At 74.6% G+C, this 19,411-nt stretch carries 16 protein-coding genes; 8 read left to right on the forward strand and 8 right to left on the reverse strand.

The features are described 5' to 3' along the window. The 5 genes from DTB53_RS15720 to DTB53_RS15740 form a co-directional block, all read right to left on the reverse strand. A partial coding sequence (locus DTB53_RS15720; RefSeq protein WP_146777726.1) for a cytochrome P450 family protein occupies window positions 1–892 on the reverse strand: 892 nt, incomplete at its 3' end. After that, entirely contained in the window at window positions 889–1,533 is a 645-nt protein-coding gene (locus DTB53_RS15725) for a GTP-binding protein (RefSeq protein WP_012379652.1), read from the reverse strand. The genes DTB53_RS15725 and DTB53_RS15720, both read right to left, overlap by 4 nt. Then, a complete protein-coding gene (locus tag DTB53_RS15730) occupies window positions 1,514–1,885 on the reverse strand; it encodes a DUF742 domain-containing protein (protein ID WP_003967208.1) in 372 nt (123 codons plus the stop codon). Before DTB53_RS15730 ends, DTB53_RS15725 begins: the two co-directional genes overlap by 20 nt. After that, window positions 1,882–2,301 (reverse strand): roadblock/LC7 domain-containing protein, encoded by a 420-nt coding sequence (locus DTB53_RS15735; RefSeq protein WP_003967207.1) that lies wholly within the window; start codon window positions 2,299–2,301, stop codon window positions 1,882–1,884. Before DTB53_RS15735 ends, DTB53_RS15730 begins: the two co-directional genes overlap by 4 nt. Next, window positions 2,298–3,845 (reverse strand): sensor histidine kinase, encoded by a 1,548-nt coding sequence (locus DTB53_RS15740; protein ID WP_012379651.1) that lies wholly within the window; start codon window positions 3,843–3,845, stop codon window positions 2,298–2,300. Before DTB53_RS15740 ends, DTB53_RS15735 begins: the two co-directional genes overlap by 4 nt. A 259-nt stretch (window positions 3,846–4,104) precedes the next feature. On the opposite strand from DTB53_RS15740, the gene DTB53_RS15745 reads away from it, so the two are divergent. Continuing rightward, a complete protein-coding gene (locus DTB53_RS15745; RefSeq protein ID WP_172595266.1) occupies window positions 4,105–6,990 on the forward strand; it encodes an FAD-binding and (Fe-S)-binding domain-containing protein in 2,886 nt (961 codons plus the stop codon). A 51-nt stretch (window positions 6,991–7,041) separates the two neighbouring features. On the opposite strand, the gene DTB53_RS15750 is transcribed toward DTB53_RS15745, so the two are convergent. After that, window positions 7,042–7,932 (reverse strand): LysR family transcriptional regulator, encoded by an 891-nt coding sequence (locus DTB53_RS15750; RefSeq protein WP_012379649.1) that lies wholly within the window; start codon window positions 7,930–7,932, stop codon window positions 7,042–7,044. Window positions 7,933–8,104: 172 nt separating this feature from the next. Here DTB53_RS15750 and DTB53_RS15755 point away from each other — a divergent pair, with 172 nt between their 5' ends. Then, window positions 8,105–9,070, forward strand: coding sequence for an EamA family transporter (locus tag DTB53_RS15755; RefSeq protein ID WP_003967203.1), 966 nt, complete (start codon window positions 8,105–8,107; stop codon window positions 9,068–9,070). Window positions 9,071–9,200: 130 nt separating this feature from the next. Here DTB53_RS15755 and DTB53_RS15760 read toward each other — a convergent pair whose 3' ends face one another. Beyond that, window positions 9,201–10,184, reverse strand: a complete 984-nt coding sequence (locus DTB53_RS15760) for an oxidoreductase (RefSeq protein WP_012379647.1) — start codon at window positions 10,182–10,184, stop codon at window positions 9,201–9,203. Between the two features lie 56 nt (window positions 10,185–10,240). Between DTB53_RS15760 and DTB53_RS15765 the strand changes: the two genes are divergently transcribed. Beyond that, entirely contained in the window at window positions 10,241–10,879 is a 639-nt protein-coding gene (locus DTB53_RS15765; protein WP_042496467.1) for a TetR family transcriptional regulator, read from the forward strand. 107 nt (window positions 10,880–10,986) lie between these two features. Here the strand turns inward: DTB53_RS15765 and DTB53_RS15770 are convergent, their stop codons facing one another. After that, the gene (locus DTB53_RS15770) at window positions 10,987–11,724 is read right to left on the reverse strand and encodes an NUDIX domain-containing protein (RefSeq protein WP_012379645.1); all 738 of its coding nucleotides are present in this window, start codon (window positions 11,722–11,724) and stop codon (window positions 10,987–10,989) included. A 330-nt stretch (window positions 11,725–12,054) separates the two neighbouring features. Here DTB53_RS15770 and DTB53_RS15775 point away from each other — a divergent pair, with 330 nt between their 5' ends. From DTB53_RS15775 to DTB53_RS15795, 5 genes are read left to right on the forward strand one after another with little or no spacing between them, the layout of a single operon-like run. Further along, window positions 12,055–12,861: a TIGR03084 family metal-binding protein gene (locus DTB53_RS15775; protein ID WP_012379644.1), complete on the forward strand. Its 807-nt coding sequence runs from the start codon at window positions 12,055–12,057 to the stop codon at window positions 12,859–12,861. After that, window positions 12,858–14,594 carry an acyclic terpene utilization AtuA family protein gene (locus DTB53_RS15780; protein WP_012379643.1) on the forward strand — a complete coding sequence of 579 codons (1,737 nt, stop codon included), beginning with the start codon at window positions 12,858–12,860 and terminating at the stop codon, window positions 14,592–14,594. Before DTB53_RS15775 ends, DTB53_RS15780 begins: the two co-directional genes overlap by 4 nt. Next, complete coding sequence (locus DTB53_RS15785) at window positions 14,591–16,189, forward strand: acyl-CoA carboxylase subunit beta (RefSeq protein ID WP_012379642.1); 1,599 nt, start codon at window positions 14,591–14,593, stop codon at window positions 16,187–16,189. Before DTB53_RS15780 ends, DTB53_RS15785 begins: the two co-directional genes overlap by 4 nt. 8 nt (window positions 16,190–16,197) lie before the next feature. Beyond that, on the forward strand, window positions 16,198–18,195 hold the full coding sequence (locus tag DTB53_RS15790) for an ATP-binding protein (protein ID WP_012379641.1): 1,998 nt from the start codon (window positions 16,198–16,200) through the stop codon (window positions 18,193–18,195). Then, window positions 18,192–19,361, forward strand: a complete 1,170-nt coding sequence (locus DTB53_RS15795) for an acyl-CoA dehydrogenase family protein (protein WP_012379640.1) — start codon at window positions 18,192–18,194, stop codon at window positions 19,359–19,361. Before DTB53_RS15790 ends, DTB53_RS15795 begins: the two co-directional genes overlap by 4 nt. Window positions 19,362–19,411 lie beyond the last annotated feature (50 nt).

Genomic DNA, 19,411 nt, shown 5'->3' on the forward strand with positions numbered 1-19,411 from the left:
CGGCCCAGCGGCCGGCCACGTTCTGGGTGGGGGTGTCCTCCCAGAGGACCTCGTTCATCGCCTCGGCGACACTGTGCCGGCCGCCGGAGAGCGAGGCGGCGAACCGGTCGTCGGTGAGCATGAGGCGCAGCGAGTTGCCCATCCAGTCGGCGGTCGGCTGGTGGCCGGCCGCCATCATCACCATGAGGTCCTGGGCGACCTCCTCGTCGGTGAAGCCGCCGGTGTCCGCGATCATCCGGCTGGCGACGTCGTCACCGGGCTCGGCGTGCTTGTCGGCCAGCAGCCGGAACATCGACGTGGCGAGGTGCTGCTGCCCGGCGAGCGCGCGCTCCCGGCCGTCGATCATGTCGTTGATCGCGCCGACCAGCGGGTGGGCCTCCTCGTCGGAGAAGCCGTAGATCCTGGCCAGCACGAGGGCGGGCAGCAGCTTGGCGTACTCCGCGATGATGTCGACCGAGCCCTTGGTGCAGAACCGGTCGATCAGCTCGTCGGCGAACTCCTCCGCGTACCGCTTCAGGGAGAACGGGTCGACGCCCTCCAGCGCGTTGCTGATCATCATCGCGCGGACGCTGTGGCGCTCGCCGACCGTGTAGAGGATCGAGTTCTGCTTGCGCCCGATCATCGGCAGCAGCGGCCAGTCGTCGGGGATGCGGTCCCACTGGTTCCACAGGTCGGAGTCCCGGCTGAAGAGGACCGGGTCGCCGGTGACCTGGTGCAGTTCGCGGTAGCCGAGGACGAGCCAGGCGGGCACGTCGCCGTCGAGGACGACCGGGGCGATCGCCCCGTGGTCGCGCCGCATCTCCCGGTAGAGCTGGACGGGGTCGCTCTGGAAGCGGGGCCCGGAGAGGGGGACGGACGTGTGGGTGACGGGGCAGCCGGAGACAGTGGTCACGGGGCGGGCTCCGGGGTCGGGCCGGCCGCCGCCAGGGCCGCCTCGGGGGCGCGGAGGCGGGCGGCGGAGAGCGCGGCGAGGTGTTCGACGAGCGTGATGAGCACGTACTTGCTGGACGAGCGGTCGCGGGCGTCGCACTCCACCAGCGGTACGTCGTCCGAGAGGTCCAGGGCCTCCCGGATCTGCTGCTCGCTGTGGAGCGGGCCGCCGAAGTCGTTGCACGCGACGATGAACGGCGTGCCGTGGTGCTCCAGGCGGTCGATGGCGTACCAGGAGTCGGCCAGCCGCCGGGTGTCGACGAGGACGACCGCGCCGAGCGTGCCGGAGAACAGCCGGTCCCACAGGAACCAGAAGCGCTCCTGTCCGGGCGCGCCGAAGAGGTAGAGCACGGAGCGTTCGTCGAGCGTGATCCGGCCGAAGTCGAAGGCCACGGTGGTGGACGACTTCGCCTGGATGCCGTCGAGGTGGTCGACGGCCTCGCCCGCGCGGGTCATGGTCTCCTCCGTGTTGAGCGGACGGATCTCGCTCACGGATCGGACCATGGTGGTCTTGCCGACCCCGAAGCCGCCGACGACAACGATCTTCAGTCCGTTGTCGGCCGTCGCGCTCAGGGCGGCGCGGTCAGAGGTTGCGGAGTCCAACGAGCACCTGTTCCAGGATGTCGGGGTCGGGGAGCCGGTCCGCGACACGGGCTGTACGGGGGTGGCGGGCGCTGATCCGGCCGGTGTCGAGCAGGTCGCACAGCATGATGCGCACGATGCTGACCGGCAGGTTCAGGGTCGCCGCTATCTCGACGACGGCGGTGGGGCCCTGGCACATGCGCAGGATCGCGACGTGCTCGGACTGCATCCCGGGGGCCGGGTCGCACTCGGCGACGACGAGCGTCACCAGGTCGAACGCGGCGGAGTCGGAGCGGCTGCGGCCCCCGGTGAGGGTGTACAGCCGGTCCGGATCCTCGTCGCGGCCCGGTCGGGGGCGGGGTGCCGTCGTCATACGGTCGGGGTCTCGACGGGTTCGCGCGGCGGCGCGACGAGGTGCTCGCCGAGCTGCTCGACGAGCTCGCTCATGTTGTGGCCGACGAGGCCCACGTCGGAGTCCTCGTCGGCGACGACGGCCAGGTGGGCCCCGGCCCCCGCCTCGACGATGAACAGCACGCCGCCGTAGAACTCGGCCATCGCGGACCGTACGCCGCCGGTGCCGTCGCCGAATTCGATGGACGCGCCGTGCGAGAGGCTCTGGATCCCGGCGGAGATCGCGGCCAGCTGGTCGGCCTGGTCGACGGAGAGCTCGGGGGTACGGCACAGCTTGAGGCCGTCGCGGGACAGGACGAGGGCGTGGCGGGTACCGGGGGTGCGGTCGAGCAGCCCCTCCAGCAGCCAGTTGAGCTTCTCGTCGGTGGTCGCGGTCATCGGGTGTTGCCTTCCGGGTGCGTGGAGTTGGCTCGTACCGCCTTGCTGAAGGTGCTGAAGCGCGCTGCCTGGACCTTCGGGTCGGTGGTGCGGGCCCGGGGGGTGTCGGCTCCGCCGGGGGTGGCGTTGCCGTTGCGGGACTCGGCGGCGGCCAGCGTGCGGCCGCGGCGGCGCTTGGGCAGGCCGCTCTCGCCGAACGCGGGCACGGCGCCCGTGGACTCGGACTCCGACTCCGCCGCCGGGGTCAGGGGCGTGGAGGCGTCGTCCTCGGGAAGGGACCGGGCCGCGGGGGCGGCGCCGGCGGTGTCCGTTCCGGCCGCCGAGGCGTGCGAGGGCTCCGGCTCGGCGGGGGCGGTGAGGGGCGCCGGGACGGCTGCCGGGGCCGGAGCCGCGGGGGCCGGGACCGTCGGCGCCGGGGCGGTCGAGCGGGAGATGAGGTCCTGGGGGAGCATCATCAGCGCCCCGGTGCCGCCCCGGGCGGACGGGCGGAAGGAGACGGTCAGGCCGTGCTTGCGGGCCAGCCGGCCGACGACGGCGAGTCCGAGGCGGGTGCCGGAGAGGTTGGTGAGGTCCTGGTGGTCGGCGGAGACCGCCTTCTCGGCGCGGCGCAGCTGCACCTCGCTCATGACGAGCCCGCTGTCCTCGACGGTGATGACGATGCCCGCCGGGACCTCCTCCACGTAGACGTGGACCTCGGCGGTCGGCGGCGAGAAGTTGGCAGCGTTGTCGAGGAGTTCGGCGAGCGCGTGCATGACGCCCTCGGCGGCGTGACCGGCGATGGCGACATCGCTGGTGGAGTGCAGGCGGACCCGCTGGTAGCTGCCGATCCGGCCCATCGCGCCGCGCAGGATCGACTCCATGACGATCGGCTTCGCCCAGCGCCGCCCGGAGCGGGCCCCGGTCAGCACGGCGATGGAGTCGGCGAGACGGCCCGCCTGGGCGGTGCGGTGGTCCAGGTGGAGCAGGTCCCCGAGGACGGACTCGTCGGAGTGCCGGTGCTCCATCTCGCGGAGGTCGGCCAGCATGCTGGTGGCCAGGGCCTGCATCCGCCCCGCCGCGTTGGCGCAGGCGGCGACGGCCGCGGAGCGCTCGGTCTCGGCGCGGGTGGCACGGGCGGTCAGCCGGTCGACGGAGACCGCCAGCCGGCCCTGTTCGGCGGCGGCCGCCGCGGCGATCCGCTCGTTCTCGGCGCGGGCGTCGGCGACGACCCGGGCGGTCTCGGCGGAGGCGGCGCCCTTGATCCGGGCGGTCTCCGCGGTGAACCGCTGGGCCTCGACGGCGGAGGCGGAGACCAGGCGGGAGGTCTCGGCGGTGAACCGCTGGGCGTCGGCGGCCCGCAGGGCGCGCAGGTTCCGCGCGGTCCCCAGGGTGTGGGCGGTGACGGCCACGCAGACGCTCAGCAGCACGGCGGCTGCGCCCGCGCCCCAGGCCAGGGGGGTCCGAACCTCGTCGGGGGCCGCGGCGACGCCCCACAGGGTCAGCGTGCCGGTTGCGGCTGCCGAGATCAGCAGGGCGAGTGCGGTGGGCCGGTGTGAGGGGCGCAATCGGAGTCCTCGGTGGCGGACGGTATGAGGGGCGGAGCGGTACGGACCGGGCTAAACGGACCAGGCGATTTCAGGACAGTTCGGCACGGTTACGGGCGATCATGCACAACTGGAGCTGCCAATTCCTGCGCAAGTCTTGGTCACTATAGGAGACTTGACGGTCTGTTTGGGAAGATCTTGTGGGCTTTTTTGTACTGCTTACGTGCTTTGATCCGGTCGCATCCCAAGAGTTCACCTGACGCGACGGCATGCTGAGACCATGGCCGAACAGCATCCACCGCATACGGACACGCCCCCGGCAGCAGCCCCGGTGTTCGTCGCCGCGCTCCGCTCCGCCGTGCGCGGCGCGAGCGACTTCGGGGCCACCGCACGCGCGCTGACGACGATGGACGCCTCCAACTACCGCCGGGTCCCGCTCGGCGTGCTCGCCCCGCGCGACGCCGACGACATCGCCGCCGCCCTGGCCGTCTGCCGGGAGCACGGGGTGCCGGTGGTGGCGCGCGGCGGCGGCACGTCCATCGCCGGACAGGCCACCGGCACCGGACTCGTCCTCGACCTCACCCGCCATCTGCGCACGATCCTCGACCTGGACCCCGCCGCCCGCACCGCCGTCGTCCAGCCGGGTGTGATCCTCGACGACCTGCGGGCCGCAGCCGCGCCCCACGGCCTGACCTTCGGCCCCGACCCCTCCACCCACAGCCGCTGCACCCTCGGCGGGATGATCGGCAACAACTCCTGCGGCGCCCACTCGGTGGCCTGGGGCACCACGGCCGACAACGTGCGCAGGCTGTCGGTGGTCCGCTACGGGGGCGAGCGCCTGCACCTGGAACAGGGGAGCGGCGCAGGGCCCGAGGGCGTCGGCGCACTCGTCGCCGACCACCTCGCCCTCCTGCGCACCGGCTACCCCGGCCTCCCGCGCCGCATCTCCGGCTACGCGCTCGACGCCCTGCTCCCCGAACACCCCGGCGGCCCCGACCCGGTCCGGGCGTTCTGCGGCAGCGAGGGCACCCTCGGCGTCGTCACCGAGGCCACCGTCCGCCTGGTCGAGGCCCCGCGCGCCCGGGCCCTGGCCGTCCTCGGGTACGCCGACGAGTCCGCCGCCGCCGACGCCGCCCCCGGCCTCCTGCCGTACCGCCCGCTCACCGTCGAGGGCATGGCCGCCGACCTCGTCACCCGGACCGCCGGGCTGCCGCGCGGGGCCGCCTGGCTGTTCGTCGAGACCGGCGGCGACACCCCGGCCGAGGCGAAGGCGCACGCGCGGCGCGTCCTGCGGGCGGCCGACGCCGTCGACGGGACCGTCGTCACGGACCCGGCCGGGCAGCGGGCCCTGTGGCGGATCCGCGAGGACGCCGCCGGAACCGCGACCCGGATGCCCGACGGCACGGAGGCCTGGCCCGGGTGGGAGGACTGCGCGGTGCCGCCCGCCCGGCTCGGCGCATACCTCCGCGACTTCCGCGCCCTCCTCGCCGAACACGGCCTGCGCGGTGCCCCGTACGGCCACTTCGGCGACGGCTGCGTCCACGTCCGCATCGACTTCGACCTGATCACCGAGGCCGGGGTGGCCCGCTTCCGCCGGTTCTCCGAGGAGACGGCCGACCTCGTCGTCGCCCACGGCGGCTCCCTCAGCGGCGAGCACGGCGACGGGCAGGCGCGCGCCGAGCTGCTGCCCCGCATGTACGGGCACGAACTCGTCGCCCTCTTCGGCCGGTTCAAGGACCTGTGGGACCCGGACAACGGGCTGAACCCGGGGATGCTGGTCCGCCCGGACCGCCTGGACGAGAACCTGCGCTTCTCCGTCCTCCCCGAGCGCCCCGTCGACGTGGAGTTCGGCTACCCGCAGGACGGCGGTGACTTCGCGGGCGCGGTCCGCCGCTGCGTCGGCGTCGCCAAGTGCCGCACGACCGGGCCGAGCGGCGCGGGCGTCATGTGTCCGTCCTTCCGGGCGACCGGCGAGGAGGCCCACTCGACCCGGGGCCGGGCCCGGCTGCTCCACGAGATGCTCGCGGGCGAGGTCATCACGGACGGCTGGCGCAGCACGGAGGTCCGGGACGCGCTCGACCTCTGCCTCTCCTGCAAGGGCTGCCGCAGCGACTGCCCGGTGGGCGTCGACATGGCCACGTACAAGGCGGAGTTCCTGCACCACCACTACCGGGGCCGGCTGCGCCCCGCCGCCCACTACGCGATGGGCCGCCTCCCGCGCTGGCTGCGCCTCGCCGCGCCCTTCGCCCGCCCCCTCAACGCGCTGGCCCGGCTGCGACCCCTCGCCGCGGTCGCGAAACGGCTGGCCGGCATCGCGCCCGAGCGCGCGATCCCGGTGCTGGCGACCCAGACGTACAGCCGGTGGCTGCGCCGCCGCCGGGGGAGGGGGACCCGGATCCTCTCCTCGGACCGGGTGGTGGCGCTCTGGGCGGACACCTTCACCGAACACCTCTCCCCCCAGGTCGGCCGGGCGGCGGTCCGCGTCCTGGAGGAGGCGACGGGGCGCACGGTGCTGCCGCCCCCGCGCGGGCTGTGCTGCGGGCTCACGTACGTATCGACCGGGCAGCTCGACGCGGCCCGCAGGGTGATGCGCCGCACCCTGGACCGGCTGGACCTCTTCCCCGGGCAGCCCCTCGTCGTCCTGGAGCCGAGCTGCGCCGCGACCCTGCGCACCGATCTGCCCGAGCTCCTTCCCGACGACCCGCGTGCAGCCGAACTGGCTTCGGCGGTGCGGACGTTCGCCCAGTACCTGGAGGAGTACGCCCCCGGCTGGACACCGCCCCGCCTGGACCGCCCGGCCGCCGGCCAGACGCACTGCCACCAGCACGCGGTCCTCGGCGACGCGGCGGAGCGGAGACTGCGCGAACGGCTGGGCCTCACCGGCGAACTCAGCGGCGGCTGCTGCGGACTCGCCGGGAACTTCGGCTTCGAGAAGGGCCACTGGGAGGTGTCCGTCGCCTGCGCGGAGGAGCGGCTGCTCCCCGCCGTACGGGACGCGGAACCCGGTACGGAACTGCTCGCGGACGGCTTCTCCTGCCGTACGCAGCTCGACCAGCTGGCCGGGCGGCGGGCCCGGCATCTCGCGGAGGTCGTCGCGGAGGCCGTGGAGCAGGCCGCGAAGGGCCCCGCGAGGGCCTCGCGGGAGGGGCCCGGGGGCCGGGCGTAGCGGCCGGGAGGGGGAGGTCCCGGGCTCACCGCGTCGCGCCCCGGCCCCGGCTCAGTGTGTCGCGCCCCGGGCGACGATCTCGCGGGCCAGCGCGGCCAGCTCCGGCAGGGCGGGGTGGCCGGGGGCGTCGCGGCGGGCGAGGAGGACCGGGACGCCCGGGGCGTCGTCGAGCGGGATGTAGACGACCCCCGTGTGCGGGTGCAGGGTCGCGGTCGAAGCGGTGGACACCCCGCTGCCGCGGCCCGCGGCGATCGCCGTGAGCCAGTCGTCGGTGTTCCCGACGGTGACGGTGGTGGCGGGCCGGGCGTGCGGCGGCCACAGGCCGGCGGTGGTCGTGCCGGAGACGGTGTTCAGGACGACGGGGCCCTCCGCGAGATCGGCGAGGGCGAGCGAGGCCCGCCCCGCCAGCGGCCCGTCCGCCGTCACCGCCGCCACCCGCACCTCGGTGAACAGCACCTCGGCGACGAGCCCCGGCGCGTCCACCGGCCCCCGCAACAGCGCCGCGTCGACCTCGCCCCGGGTCAGCCCGGCGGTGCGGTCGTCGATCCGGAGCAGCTCCAGCGGGGTCCCCGGATGCCGCTCCTGCCAGGCCCGCAGCAGCGGTGTGGTGTAGGGCCCGAACGCGGACCAGGCGTGCCCGAGCCGCAGCGGCCAGGTCCGCAGCCGCCCGGGGTCGAGGGCCTCGTCGAAGGCGGCGACCGCGGCGGCGGCCTTGTCGCGGAAGGCGACCCCGTCGGCGGTCAGGGCGAGGTGGTGGGTGGAACGGTCGACGAGCCGGACCCCCAGGTGCCGCTCCAGCGCCGCGAGGGTGCGGGACACGGCGGGCTGGGTGAGCCGGAGGCGGGCGGCGGCGCGCGTGATGTTCAACTCGTCGGCGACCGCGAGGAACGCCCGCAGATGCCGGAGTTCCACGGGGCGGCCGGTGGTGGGCGCTTCGTTCATGCGTGGGGAGCATAACGGGAGCTTGATCGGTATTTCACGGAACGCGCGGGGGTCCCTACGGTGAAGGGGAGCCGACGGCCGGGCGGTGCGCCATTCCGTACCGTCCAGTCCATTACAGTGGACCGGGTCGTGCAGTGAGCCGTCCCGTCCCCGTCCCCTCGGAAGGTCCCCCGTGAACGACCAGCGCAGCGCCGCCGAACCGGCCGCCGCAGCCGTCGCCGTACCCGAAGCGGTGGCGGCCTTCGATGGCGCCGCGCCCGCCCGGCGGACCGGGGCCGAGCGCCGGGCGGCGCTGACGCCGATCGTGCTGGTGGTCGCCGGCGGCCTGTCCGTCCAGTTCGGCTCGGCGGTCGCGGCCCTCCTGATGCCGAAGGCGGGCGCGCTGGGCGTCGTCACCCTGCGGCTCGCGGCCGCCGCGCTGATCCTGCTGGTGATCTGCCGGCCGAAGCTGCGCGGCCACTCGCGTGCCGACTGGGGCACGGTGCTCGCCTTCGGCGTCGCCATGGGCGGCATGAACACCCTCTTCTACCTGGCCCTGGACCGGATCCCGCTGGGCATCGCCGTCACCCTGGAGGTGCTCGGCCCACTGGCCCTCTCGGTGTTCGCCTCCCGCCGCATGGTCAACCTCGTGTGGGCGGGCCTCGCCCTCGTCGGCGTCGTCCTGCTGGGCGGCGGCGGCTTCGACCGCCTCGACCCGGTCGGCGCGGCGTACGCCCTGGGCGCCGGGGCGATGTGGGCGGCGTACATCGTCTTCAGCGCCCGCACCGGCCGTCGCTTCCCGCAGGCGGACGGGCTGGCGCTGGCGATGGTGGTCGCGGCGGTCCTCTCCCTGCCGCTCGGCATCATCGAGTCCGGGGCGAAGCTCACGGTCCCGTCCACGGTGGCGCTCGGCGCGGCGGTGGCGGTCCTCAGCTCGGTCCTCCCGTACACCCTGGAGCTGATGGCGCTGCGCCGGCTGCCCGCGCCCACGTTCGCCGTGATGATGAGCCTGGAGCCGGCCATCGCCGCGGGTGCGGGCTTCCTCATCCTGGACCAGGCGCTCTCCACCACGGACGCCCTCGCCATCGCCCTGGTCATCGGGGCCAGCGTCGGCGCGGTGCGCAGCCGGACGGGGTCGGCGCCACGACGCGAGGGGTGAGCCTGGGCTCGCCCGCCGCCCCGAGCCGCCCCGGCGGTCGGCGGGCGGGATCCGGGAGGAGCCCGGCCCGGGAGTCGGCGATGGCGTCGCACGGAAGCGGTCCGGGAGCAGGCCGATCCCGGACCGGCCTTCACACCGACGCGGGGAACGGGAAGCGGACGTCGGTCAGCCGTTCCGACACCTCCCACAACCGCTGCCCGGTCCCGGCGTCGGTGGCCGCGGCGGCGAGCGGCACCCGGGTCGGTGCGCCGCGCAGCTCCCCGCGCCCGTCCGGACCGATGAGCTCGCCGCCCCGCACGCCCGGTGCCGTGGCCGCGAACAGCTGCGGGAGGGCGCCCGCGTCGGGCCGCTGGGCGAGGGGCCGCAGGGCGCTGCCGAACAGCACTCTCACCAGGCCGGTCGGCCCGCTCGTCTGGAGCCGGGTGGCGGCGTACCCCGGGTGCGCGAGCAGGCTGCGGACCGGGCTCCCGGCCGCGGTCAGCCGCCGGTGCAGCTCGTGGCCGAAGACGGCGTTGGCGAGCTTCGACCGGTCGTAGAAGGTCATCGGGCGGTAGGCGCGTTCGCCGTTCAGGTCGTCGAAGTCCAGGTGCGCCCTGCGGTGGTTCACCGAGGTGACCGTCACGACGCGGGGGTCGCGCCCCTCGGCCAGCAGGCCGAGCAGCAGCCCGGTGAGCGCGAAGTGGCCGAGGTGGTTGCAGGCGAACTGCAGCTCGTGGCCCTGCGCGCTCGTCGAGCGGGGCGGCGCCATCACTCCGGCGTTGTTGACCAGGACGTCCAGCCGGGGGTGACGGGCGTGCAGGTCCTCGGCGAACGCCCGTACGGAGTCGAGGTCGGCCAGGTCCAGGCGGCGCACTTCGACCGAGGCCCCCGGCCGGCCCGCCGTGATGTCGGCGGCGGCCCGGCGCCCCTTCCCCTCGTCCCGCACGGCGAGGACCACGTGCCCGGCCCGGTGGGCGAGAGCCCGGGCGGTCGCCAGGCCGAGGCCGCTGTTGGCTCCGGTGACCACGGAGACCCGGCCGCTCTGGTCGCCGATCCGCCTGGCGGTCCAGCGCTGCTGCGGTGCCGGGTTCCGTGCCGCGCCCGGTGCGGGTTCCTGCGTCGCGTCCTGTGTCATGTGGCATACGTTGTCTCTCATGACACCAAGTGTCAAGAAGTTACCGAGTGCCAAAAATGGCATGCCGCTACGATGGGGGCGTGAGCCTCCGCCCCGAAGTCACCATGGCCCAGCGCAAACGTCAGCTCGTCTCCGACGAGCTGACCGAAGCCGCGCTCCAACTGATGGCGCGGGAAGGGTTCGACGCGGTCACGGTCGACGCGATCGCGGCCGCCGCCGGAGTGTCCAAGCGGACGTTCTTCCGGTACTTCGCGTCCAAGGAGGACGTGGTCGTCCAGTTCCTGGCCGACATGGGAGCGGGCATGCACGCCGAACTGGCCGCCCGCCCCCCGGCCGAACCCCCCTCCACCGCACTGCGGCACGCCGTCTGGGTCGCCATGGCGGCCTGCGCCGACGGCGCCGAGCACTCCGGCCGGGCCCTGCGGGTGGTCCAGCTGATCCTGCGCACCCCCGCTCTGCGCGCCCGCTTCCTGGAGCACCAGGGACAGTGGCGCGACGACCTCGCCGCGGAGACGGCCCGCCGCCGGGGGCTCGACCCGGAGGCGGACCTCTACCCGCGCCTCGCCGCCGGGGCGGCGCTCGTCGCGTTCGACACCGTGCTGCGGCGCTGGAGCGACAGCGACGGCGCGGAGGACCCCGCCGCGCTCACGGACCGGGCGTTCGCCCTGCTCGCCCCGGCCCTGGACGCCGGCTAGGTCCTGTCGTCACACTGCCGTCGTCGCCCGAAGGGCAGCCCCGCGAGGCAGGCGGCGGTTTGACGGCAGGGCCCAGGGGGCCCTGGGCGTTCTGTCCCGGGGGCGCCTCACCACCCGCACGGCGGCCCCAGCTCGGTGATGGAGTCGGCCAGTTCCGCCGGGCGCCCGGGCCACCCCGTGCGGTGCCAGTGCTCGATGCGCCAGGACAGGCGTCGCGGCCACAGCGGGGTGGCGGGCAGGCGTTCCACCGGGACCCAGACCGGGGTGCCGCCGTAGTTGTCCAGCGTCTCGGGCGGGCCGACCTCGCCGGTGGCGGACACGAGGAAGTAGTGCTCGTGCCGGCCGTCCTTCCAGACCCGGGCGAGCTCGGGCCCGACCGTCCCGGCCAGGCCGGTCTCCTCGCCCAGTTCCCGCAGGGCGGCCTCCTCCAGGGTTTCGCCCGCCTCGACCCCGCCGCCCGGGATCTCGTAGTGCGGTCCGTCGCCCTTTTCGGTGAACCGGATCAGCAGGACGGCCCCGTCACGGATGACGACCGCCCCGGCCCGCACCCGTACCGGCTCCTCCGCCGCCGGGTCGACCAGCGCCACCGGGCCCCGGGGCGCCGCGCCCTGTGCCCAGGCGCGCAGGACCGTTTCCGCCGTCCCGGCGGGCCGGATGCGGGCGTGCAGGGCCTCCGCCAGCGACAGGGCGACGCGCGGTACGCCGACGGAGCCGCCCCCGGCGCCTTCGCCCGGGCCGCCCTCGCCGGGAAAGGCGTGGTACGCCCCCTCGGAGTCGTGGTGGAGCTCCAGGATCAGCCTGTCGGCCTCGAACAGGACGGTCACCGGGCGGGTTTCGGCAGTCATCGACGGAGGCTAGCGCGCAGCACGGCCGGGCCGCCGCCGGAATACCTTCGTCCGTACGGTGCCCGGCTCCAGAGCCGCCGGATGGACCCGTCGCCCCCCGCCCCCGGAGGCCGGCCGCCGGACGCGCCGAACCGACCGGCTCCGCGCCGACGTCCGGTGAACATCTCGACCCGGCGATCACGCTGCCGCGGTACGTGTGCGGGCGGCGCGGTGAACGTCGCCCCGCACGCGCCCCGCACCCCGGACAGAAAATCATGCAAGCGTGCTTGATTGTTTCTCGGCCCGCTGCCATGCTCCTGGGCACCACACCCGGTCCCGAGGGGAGCGCACGTGTCCGCTGTCACAGCCGTGATCGACGATCTGCGCGAAGAGAGCGACGAACTCGACGCCCTGGTCGGGGCGTTGGACGAGCCCGGCTGGCGCGGGCCGACACCCGCCGAGCGGTGGACCGTGGCCCACCAGATCGCCCACCTCAGCTGGACCGACGGGGTCGCGCTGCTGGCGGCCACCGAGCCGGACCAATTCGGGGACGAGGTGGCCGAGGCCCTGGCCGCACCCGAGACCTTCGTGGACGAGGCCGCCGAGGCCCTGGTGGCCGCCCATGCCCCGGACGCCCTGCTCGCCCGCTGGCGGGAGGGGCGGCAACGGCTCCACAAGGTGCTGCGGGACGCCCCGGACGGCACCCGGATCCCCTGGTACGGGCCGCCGATGAGCGTCGCGTCCATGGCGACCGCCCGGCTCATGGAGACCTGGGCCCACGGCCAGGACATCGCCGACGCCCTCGGCGTGACCCGGACCCCCACCGCCCGGCTCCGGCACGTGGCGCGGATCGGCGTCCGGGCCCGCGACTACGCCTACGGGGTACGTGGGATCGCCGCGCCCGAGGAGGAGTTCCGCGTCGAACTCCACACGGCGGACGGCGAGATGATCGCCTACGGGCCCGAGGGCGCCGCCCAGCGGATCACCGGCCCGCTCCTCGACTTCTGCCTCCTGGTCACCCAGCGCGCCCACCGCTCCGACCTCGCGGTCACCGCCGAGGGCCGCGAGGCCGACCAGTGGCTCTCCATCGCCCAGGCCTTCGCCGGACCGCCGGGACCGGGCCGGCTGCCGCGCGCGGAACAGGGCGGCCACCGGTGAACGCCGCCCCCGCCCCGCTCCGGATCGGCAACGCCTCCGGCTTCTACGGCGACCGCTTCGACGCGCTGCGCGAGATGCTCACCGGCGGCCCCCTCGACGTCCTCACCGGCGACTACCTCGCCGAGCTGACCATGCTGATCCTCGGCCGCAGCCGCCTCAAGGACCCGGGCAAGGGCTACGCCACCACCTTCCTGCGCCAGTTGGAGGAGGGCCTCGGCCTCGCCCACGAACGCGGGGTGAAGATCGTCGCCAACGCGGGCGGCCTCAACCCGGCCGGACTCGCCGACGCCGTCCGGATGTTGGCCGAGAAGACCGGGGTGCCCGCCACCGTCGCCCACGTCGAGGGCGACAGCCTGCCCGTCCCGGACGGCTACCTCACCGCCAACGCCTACCTCGGCGGCGCCGGGATCGCCGCCTGCCTGCGGGCCGGGGCCGACGTCGTCGTCACCGGCCGGGTCACCGACGCGGCCCTCGTCACCGGGCCCGCCGCCGCCCACTTCGGCTGGGGCCCGGACGACCTGGACGCGCTCGCGGGCGCCGTGGTCGCCGGGCACGTCCTGGAGTGCGGTACGCAGGCGACCGGCGGGAACTACGCCTTCTTCCGCGAGCACGACGCCCGCCTCCTGCGCCGCCCGGGCTTCCCGCTCGCCGAGATCCACGCGGACGGCTCCTCGGTCATCACCAAGCACGCCGGTACGGGCGGGGTCGTCGACATCGGCACCGTCACCGCCCAACTCCTCTACGAGACCGGCGGAGCCCGGTACGCGGGCCCCGACGTCACCGCCCGCCTCGACACCGTGAGGCTGACCCCGGACGGCCCGGACCGGGTCCGCGTCGACGGCGTACGCGGCGAGGCCCCGCCGCCCACCCTCAAGGCGGGGCTCACCCGGCTCGGCGGCTGGCGCAACGAGGTCGTCTTCGTCCTCACCGGCCTGGACATCGAGGCCAAGGCGGACCTGGTGAAGGACCAGTTCACCGACGCCCTGGCGCAGGCCGGCGGGCGCCCGCCGGCCGAAGTGCGGTGGGAGCTGGCCCGGACCGACCGCGCCGACGCCGGCACCGAGGAGCGGGCCAGCGCCCTGCTCCGGCTCGTCGTCCGCGACCAGGACGCCGACGCGGTCGGCCGCACCGTCTCCGGGGCCGCCGTCGAGCTGGCCCTCGGCAGCTACCCGGGCTTCCACGTCACCGCCCCGCCCGGAAAGGGCGCGCCCTACGGGGTGTTCGAGGCCAGGCCCGTACCGGCGGCGGAGGTCGAGCACCTCGCGGTGCTGCCGGACGGAACGCGGGAGGTGATCGAGCCGGCCGGGCGGACCCGGGAGTTGGCCGAGGTCGAGGATGCGCCGCTGCCCGAGCCCTACCCCTCCGGCACCCCCACCCGCAGCGCTCCCCTCGGTCTGGTCGCGGGCGCCCGCAGCGGCGACAAGGGCGGCGACGCCAACGTGGGCGTCTGGGTGCGCGACGACGACGCCTGGCGGTGGCTGGCGCACGAGCTGACCGTGGAGCGGCTGAAGGAGCTCCTCCCGGAGACCGCCGCCCTGACCGTCGTACGCCATGTGCTGCCGGGCCTGCGCGCCCTGAACTTCACCGTGCACGGCCTCCTCGGCGAGGGCGTCGCCGCGCAGGCCCGGTTCGACCCGCAGGCCAAGGCGCTGGGGGAGTGGCTGCGGTCCCGGTCGCTCGCCGTCCCCGTACCGCTGCTGGCGGGCGTCCCCCTCCCGGAGGTGACCGCATGACCGTCCTGCCCACCAAGCTCGACACCAAGGGCCCCGATTACACGGCCCACCGGGCCACCGCGCTGGCGAGGATCGCCGAGCTGGAGACCGAGCACGCCAAGGCCCTCGCGGGCGGCGGCGAGAAGTACGTGACCCGGCACCGCAAGCGCGGCAAGCTCCCCGCCCGCGAGCGGATCGAGCTGCTCGTCGACCCCGACACCCCGTTCCTGGAGCTGTCGCCGCTGGCCGCCTGGGGCAGCGACTACGCGGTCGGCGCCTCCCTCGTCACGGGGATCGGGGTGGTCGAGGGCGTCGAATGCCTGATCACCGCCAACGACCCGACCGTGCGCGGCGGCGCCTCGAACCCGTGGACGCTGAAGAAGGCCCTGCGCGCCAACGAGATCGCCTTCGCCAACCGGCTCCCCGTCATCAGCCTGGTGGAGTCGGGCGGGGCCGACCTGCCCTCCCAGAAGGAGATCTTCATCCCGGGCGGAGCCCTCTTCCGGGACCTCACCCGGCTCTCCGCCGCCGGAATCCCCACCGTCGCCGTCGTGTTCGGCAACTCGACGGCCGGGGGCGCGTACGTCCCCGGCATGTCCGACCACACCGTGATGATCAAGGAGCGGTCCAAGGTCTTCCTCGGCGGGCCGCCCCTGGTGAAGATGGCCACCGGTGAGGAGAGCGACGACGAGTCCCTCGGCGGGGCCGAGATGCACGCCCGCACCTCGGGGCTCGCCGACCACTTCGCCGTGGACGAGCACGACGCGATCCGCCAGGCCCGCCGGATCGTCGCCCGGCTCAACCGGCGCAAGGCGCACACCGATCCCGGCCCCGCCGAGCCGCCGAAGTACGACGAGGACGAGCTGCTCGGCATCGTGCCGGGCGATCTGAAGGCCCCCTTCGACCCGCTGGAGGTCATCGCCCGCCTGGTCGACGGCTCGGACTTCGACGCCTTCAAGCCGCTGTACGGGCCGAGCCTGGCCACCGGCTGGGCGCGGCTGCACGGCTATCCGGTCGGCATCCTCGCCAACGCGCAGGGCGTGCTGTTCAGCGAGGAGTCACAGAAGGCGGCGCAGTTCATCCAGCTCGCCAACCAGCGCGACATCCCCCTCCTCTTCCTCCACAACACCACCGGCTACATGGTCGGCAAGGAGTACGAGCAGGGCGGCATCATCAAGCACGGCGCGATGATGATCAACGCGGTGGCGAACTCCAAGGTCCCGCATCTGTCGGTCCTGATGGGCGCGTCCTACGGGGCCGGGCACTACGGCATGTGCGGCCGCGCCTACGACCCGCGCTTCCTCTTCGCCTGGCCGAGCAGCAAGTCCGCCGTGATGGGCCCGCAGCAGCTCGCCGGGGTCCTGTCCATCGTCGCCCGCGCCTCCGCCGCCGCGAAGGGGCAGCCGTACGACGACGAGGCGGACGCCGGGCTGCGGGCGATGGTGGAGCAGCAGATCGAGGCCGAGTCGCTGCCGATGTTCCTGTCCGGGCGGCTGTACGACGACGGGGTGATCGACCCGCGCGACACCCGGACCGTCCTCGGCATGTGCCTGTCCGCGATCCACACCGCACCGGTCGAGGGCGCCCGCGGCGGCTTCGGCGTCTTCCGGATGTGACCCCGCCCATGAGGAGTGACGTGATCCAGACCCTGCTCGTCGCCAACCGGGGCGAGATCGCCTGCCGCATCTTCCGCACCTGCCGCGACCTGGGCATCACCACGGTCGCCGTGTACTCCGACGCGGACGCCGGGGCCCTCCACGTACGGGAGGCCGACCTCGCCGTACGGCTGCCGGGCGCGGCCCCCGGCGACACCTATCTGCGCGGCGATCTCGTCGTGGCCGCCGCGCTGGCCGCCGGGGCGGACGCCGTGCACCCCGGCTACGGCTTCCTCTCCGAGAACGCCGCCTTCGCCGCCGCCGTGCAGGACGCGGGCCTGGTGTGGGTGGGCCCGCCGGTGAAGGCGATCGAGCTGATGGCGTCCAAGACCCGGGCCAAGGAGCTGATGGCCGGGGCGGGGGTGCCGCTGCTGGCCCCCGTGGACCCGGCGACGGCGGGCCCCGGCGACCTTCCGCTGCTGCTGAAGGCGGCGGCGGGCGGTGGTGGACGCGGCATGCGGATCGTCCGCGAACTCGACGCGCTGCCGGGCGAACTGCTGGCCGCCGCCGCCGAGGCCGCTTCCGCCTTCGGGGACGGCGAGGTCTTCGCCGAGCCGTACGTGGAGCGCGGCCGGCACGTCGAGGTCCAGGTGATGGCGGACGACCACGACACCGTGTGGGCGCTCGGCACCCGGGACTGCTCGCTCCAGCGCCGCCACCAGAAGGTCATCGAGGAGGCCCCCGCCCCGGGCCTGGACGGTGCCCTGCGCACCCGGCTCCACGAGGCGGCCGTGGCGGCGGCGCGGGCGGTCGGCTACCGGGGCGCGGGCACCGTGGAGTTCCTGGTCTCCGCCGAGGGCCGCCCGTACTTCCTGGAGATGAACACCCGGCTCCAGGTCGAACACCCGGTGACAGAAGCCGTGTTCGGGCTCGACCTCGTCGCCCTGCAACTACGGGTGGCGGAAGGCGAACCGCTGCCGGCCCCCGAGCCCCCGCAGCCGTCCGGCCACGCGGTGGAGGCCCGGCTCTACGCCGAGGACCCGGCCCGCGACTGGCAGCCGCAGACCGGTGAGCTGCACGCCCTTCAGGTGCCGGAGGGCCCCGGCCTGCGCCTGGACACCGGGTACACCGGCGGCGACACCATCGGCGTGCACTACGACCCGATGCTCGCCAAGGTGATCGCCCACGCCCCGACCCGCCCCGAGGCCGTCCGCCTGCTGGCCCGCGCGCTGGAGCGGGCCCGCGTCCACGGCCCGGTCACCAACCGCGACCTGCTCGTACGGTCCCTGCGCCACCCGGACTTCGCGGCGGCCCGCCCGGACACCGGGTTCTACGACCGGCACCTGGGCGAGCTGACCGCCCCGGGAGCCGGCGACCCCGCCACCGCCGCCCTCGCCGCGGCCCTGGCCTCGGCCGTACGCGGCACCGCGGCTCCCGGCGGCCCCGTCCCCGCCCGCCTCGGCGCCTGGCGCAACGTGCCCTCGCAGCCCCAGGTCAAGCGCTACCGCGGCGAACCGGACGGGGTCGTGCACGAGGTCGCCCACCACACCCCGCGCACCGGGGTCCCGCAGCCGCACGACGCGCCCGGCGTCCGGGTCGTGGCCGCCGCCCCCGACCGGGTCACGCTCGAAGTCGATGGCGTGACACGGCACTTCGCCGTCACCGCCCACGGCGACCGGGTCCACGTGGACGCCACCGACGCCTCCCACACCTTCACCGCCCTGCCCCGCTTCACCGACCCCGCCACGCACACCGCCCCCGGCTCCCTGCTCGCCCCGATGCCCGGCACCGTCGTCCGCCTCGCCGAGGGCCTGGCCGCCGGCGTCGCCGTCGAGGCCGGGCAGCCGCTGATCTGGCTGGAGGCGATGAAGATGGAGCACCGCATCCTCGCCCCCGCCTCCGGCACCCTCGCCGCCCTGCACGCCGCCCCCGGCCACCAGGTCGAGGTCGGCGCGCTGCTCGCCGTGGTCCAGGAGGACCCGGCCGCCACCCCCGCAACCGTTCCCGTACCGGAGGAGACCGCATGAGCACCGCACGCACCGTCCTCGAAACCGAGGAGCACCAGGCCCTGCGCGCCGCCGTCGCCGCCCTCGGCAAGCGCTACGGGCGCGCGTACATGACCACCGTCGTCCGCGAGGGCAACCACACCGACGAGCTGTGGGCGGAGGCCGCCAAGCTCGGCTACCTCGGGGTCAACCTCCCCGAGGAGTACGGGGGAGGCGGCGGGGGCATGGCGGAGCTCTCCATCGTGCTGGAGGAGCTGGGGGCGGCCGGTTCGCCCCTCCTGATGATGATCGTGTCCCCGGCGATCTGCGGCACGGTCATCGCCCGCTTCGGCACGGACCAGCAGAAGCGGACATGGCTCCCGGGCCTCGCGGACGGCAGCCTCACCATGGCCTTCGGCATCACCGAGCCCGACGCCGGATCCAACTCCCACCGCATCACCACCACCGCCCGGCGCGACGGCGACGACTGGCTCCTCACCGGCCGCAAGGTCTTCGTCTCCGGCGTCGACATAGCCGACGCGACGCTGATCGTCGGCCGCACCGAGGACGCCCGCTCCGGGAAGCTGAAGCCCTGCCTGTTCATCGTCCCGCGCGACGCGGAAGGCTTCGGGCGGAACCGGATCGACTTGGAACTCCACGCCCCCGAGAAGCAGTTCGAGCTGGTCCTCGACGACGTACGGCTGCCGGCCGAGGCCCTGGTCGGCGACGAGGACGCGGGCCTGCTCCAACTCTTCGCGGGGCTCAACCCGGAACGGATCATGACGGCCGCGTTCGGCATCGGCATGGGCCGCTTCGCCCTCGGCAGGGCCGTGGAGTACGCCCGTACCCGCCAGGTCTGGAAGGCCCCCATCGGCTCCCACCAGGCCATCGCCCACCCGCTCGCCACCGCGCACATCGACCTGGAGCTGGCCCGCCTGATGATGCAGAAGGCGGCCCGGCTGTACGACGAGGGCGACGACATCGGGGCGGGCGAGGCGGCCAACATGGCCAAGTACGCGGCCGGGGAGGCGTGCGTCAAGGCGGTCGACCAGGCCGTGCACACCCTGGGCGGCAACGGCCTCACCCGGGAGTACGGGCTCGCGTCCCTGATCACCGCGTCGCGGGTGGCCCGGATCGCCCCGGTCAGCCGCGAGATGATCCTCAACTACGTCTCGCACCAGACGCTGGGCCTGCCGAAGTCGTACTAGGCCTGTCGTCGGACTGCCGCCCGCCCTTCGGACGACGACGGCAGTCCGAC

The organism is Streptomyces griseus (assembly GCF_900460065.1).
Classification (GTDB): domain Bacteria; phylum Actinomycetota; class Actinomycetes; order Streptomycetales; family Streptomycetaceae; genus Streptomyces; species Streptomyces griseus.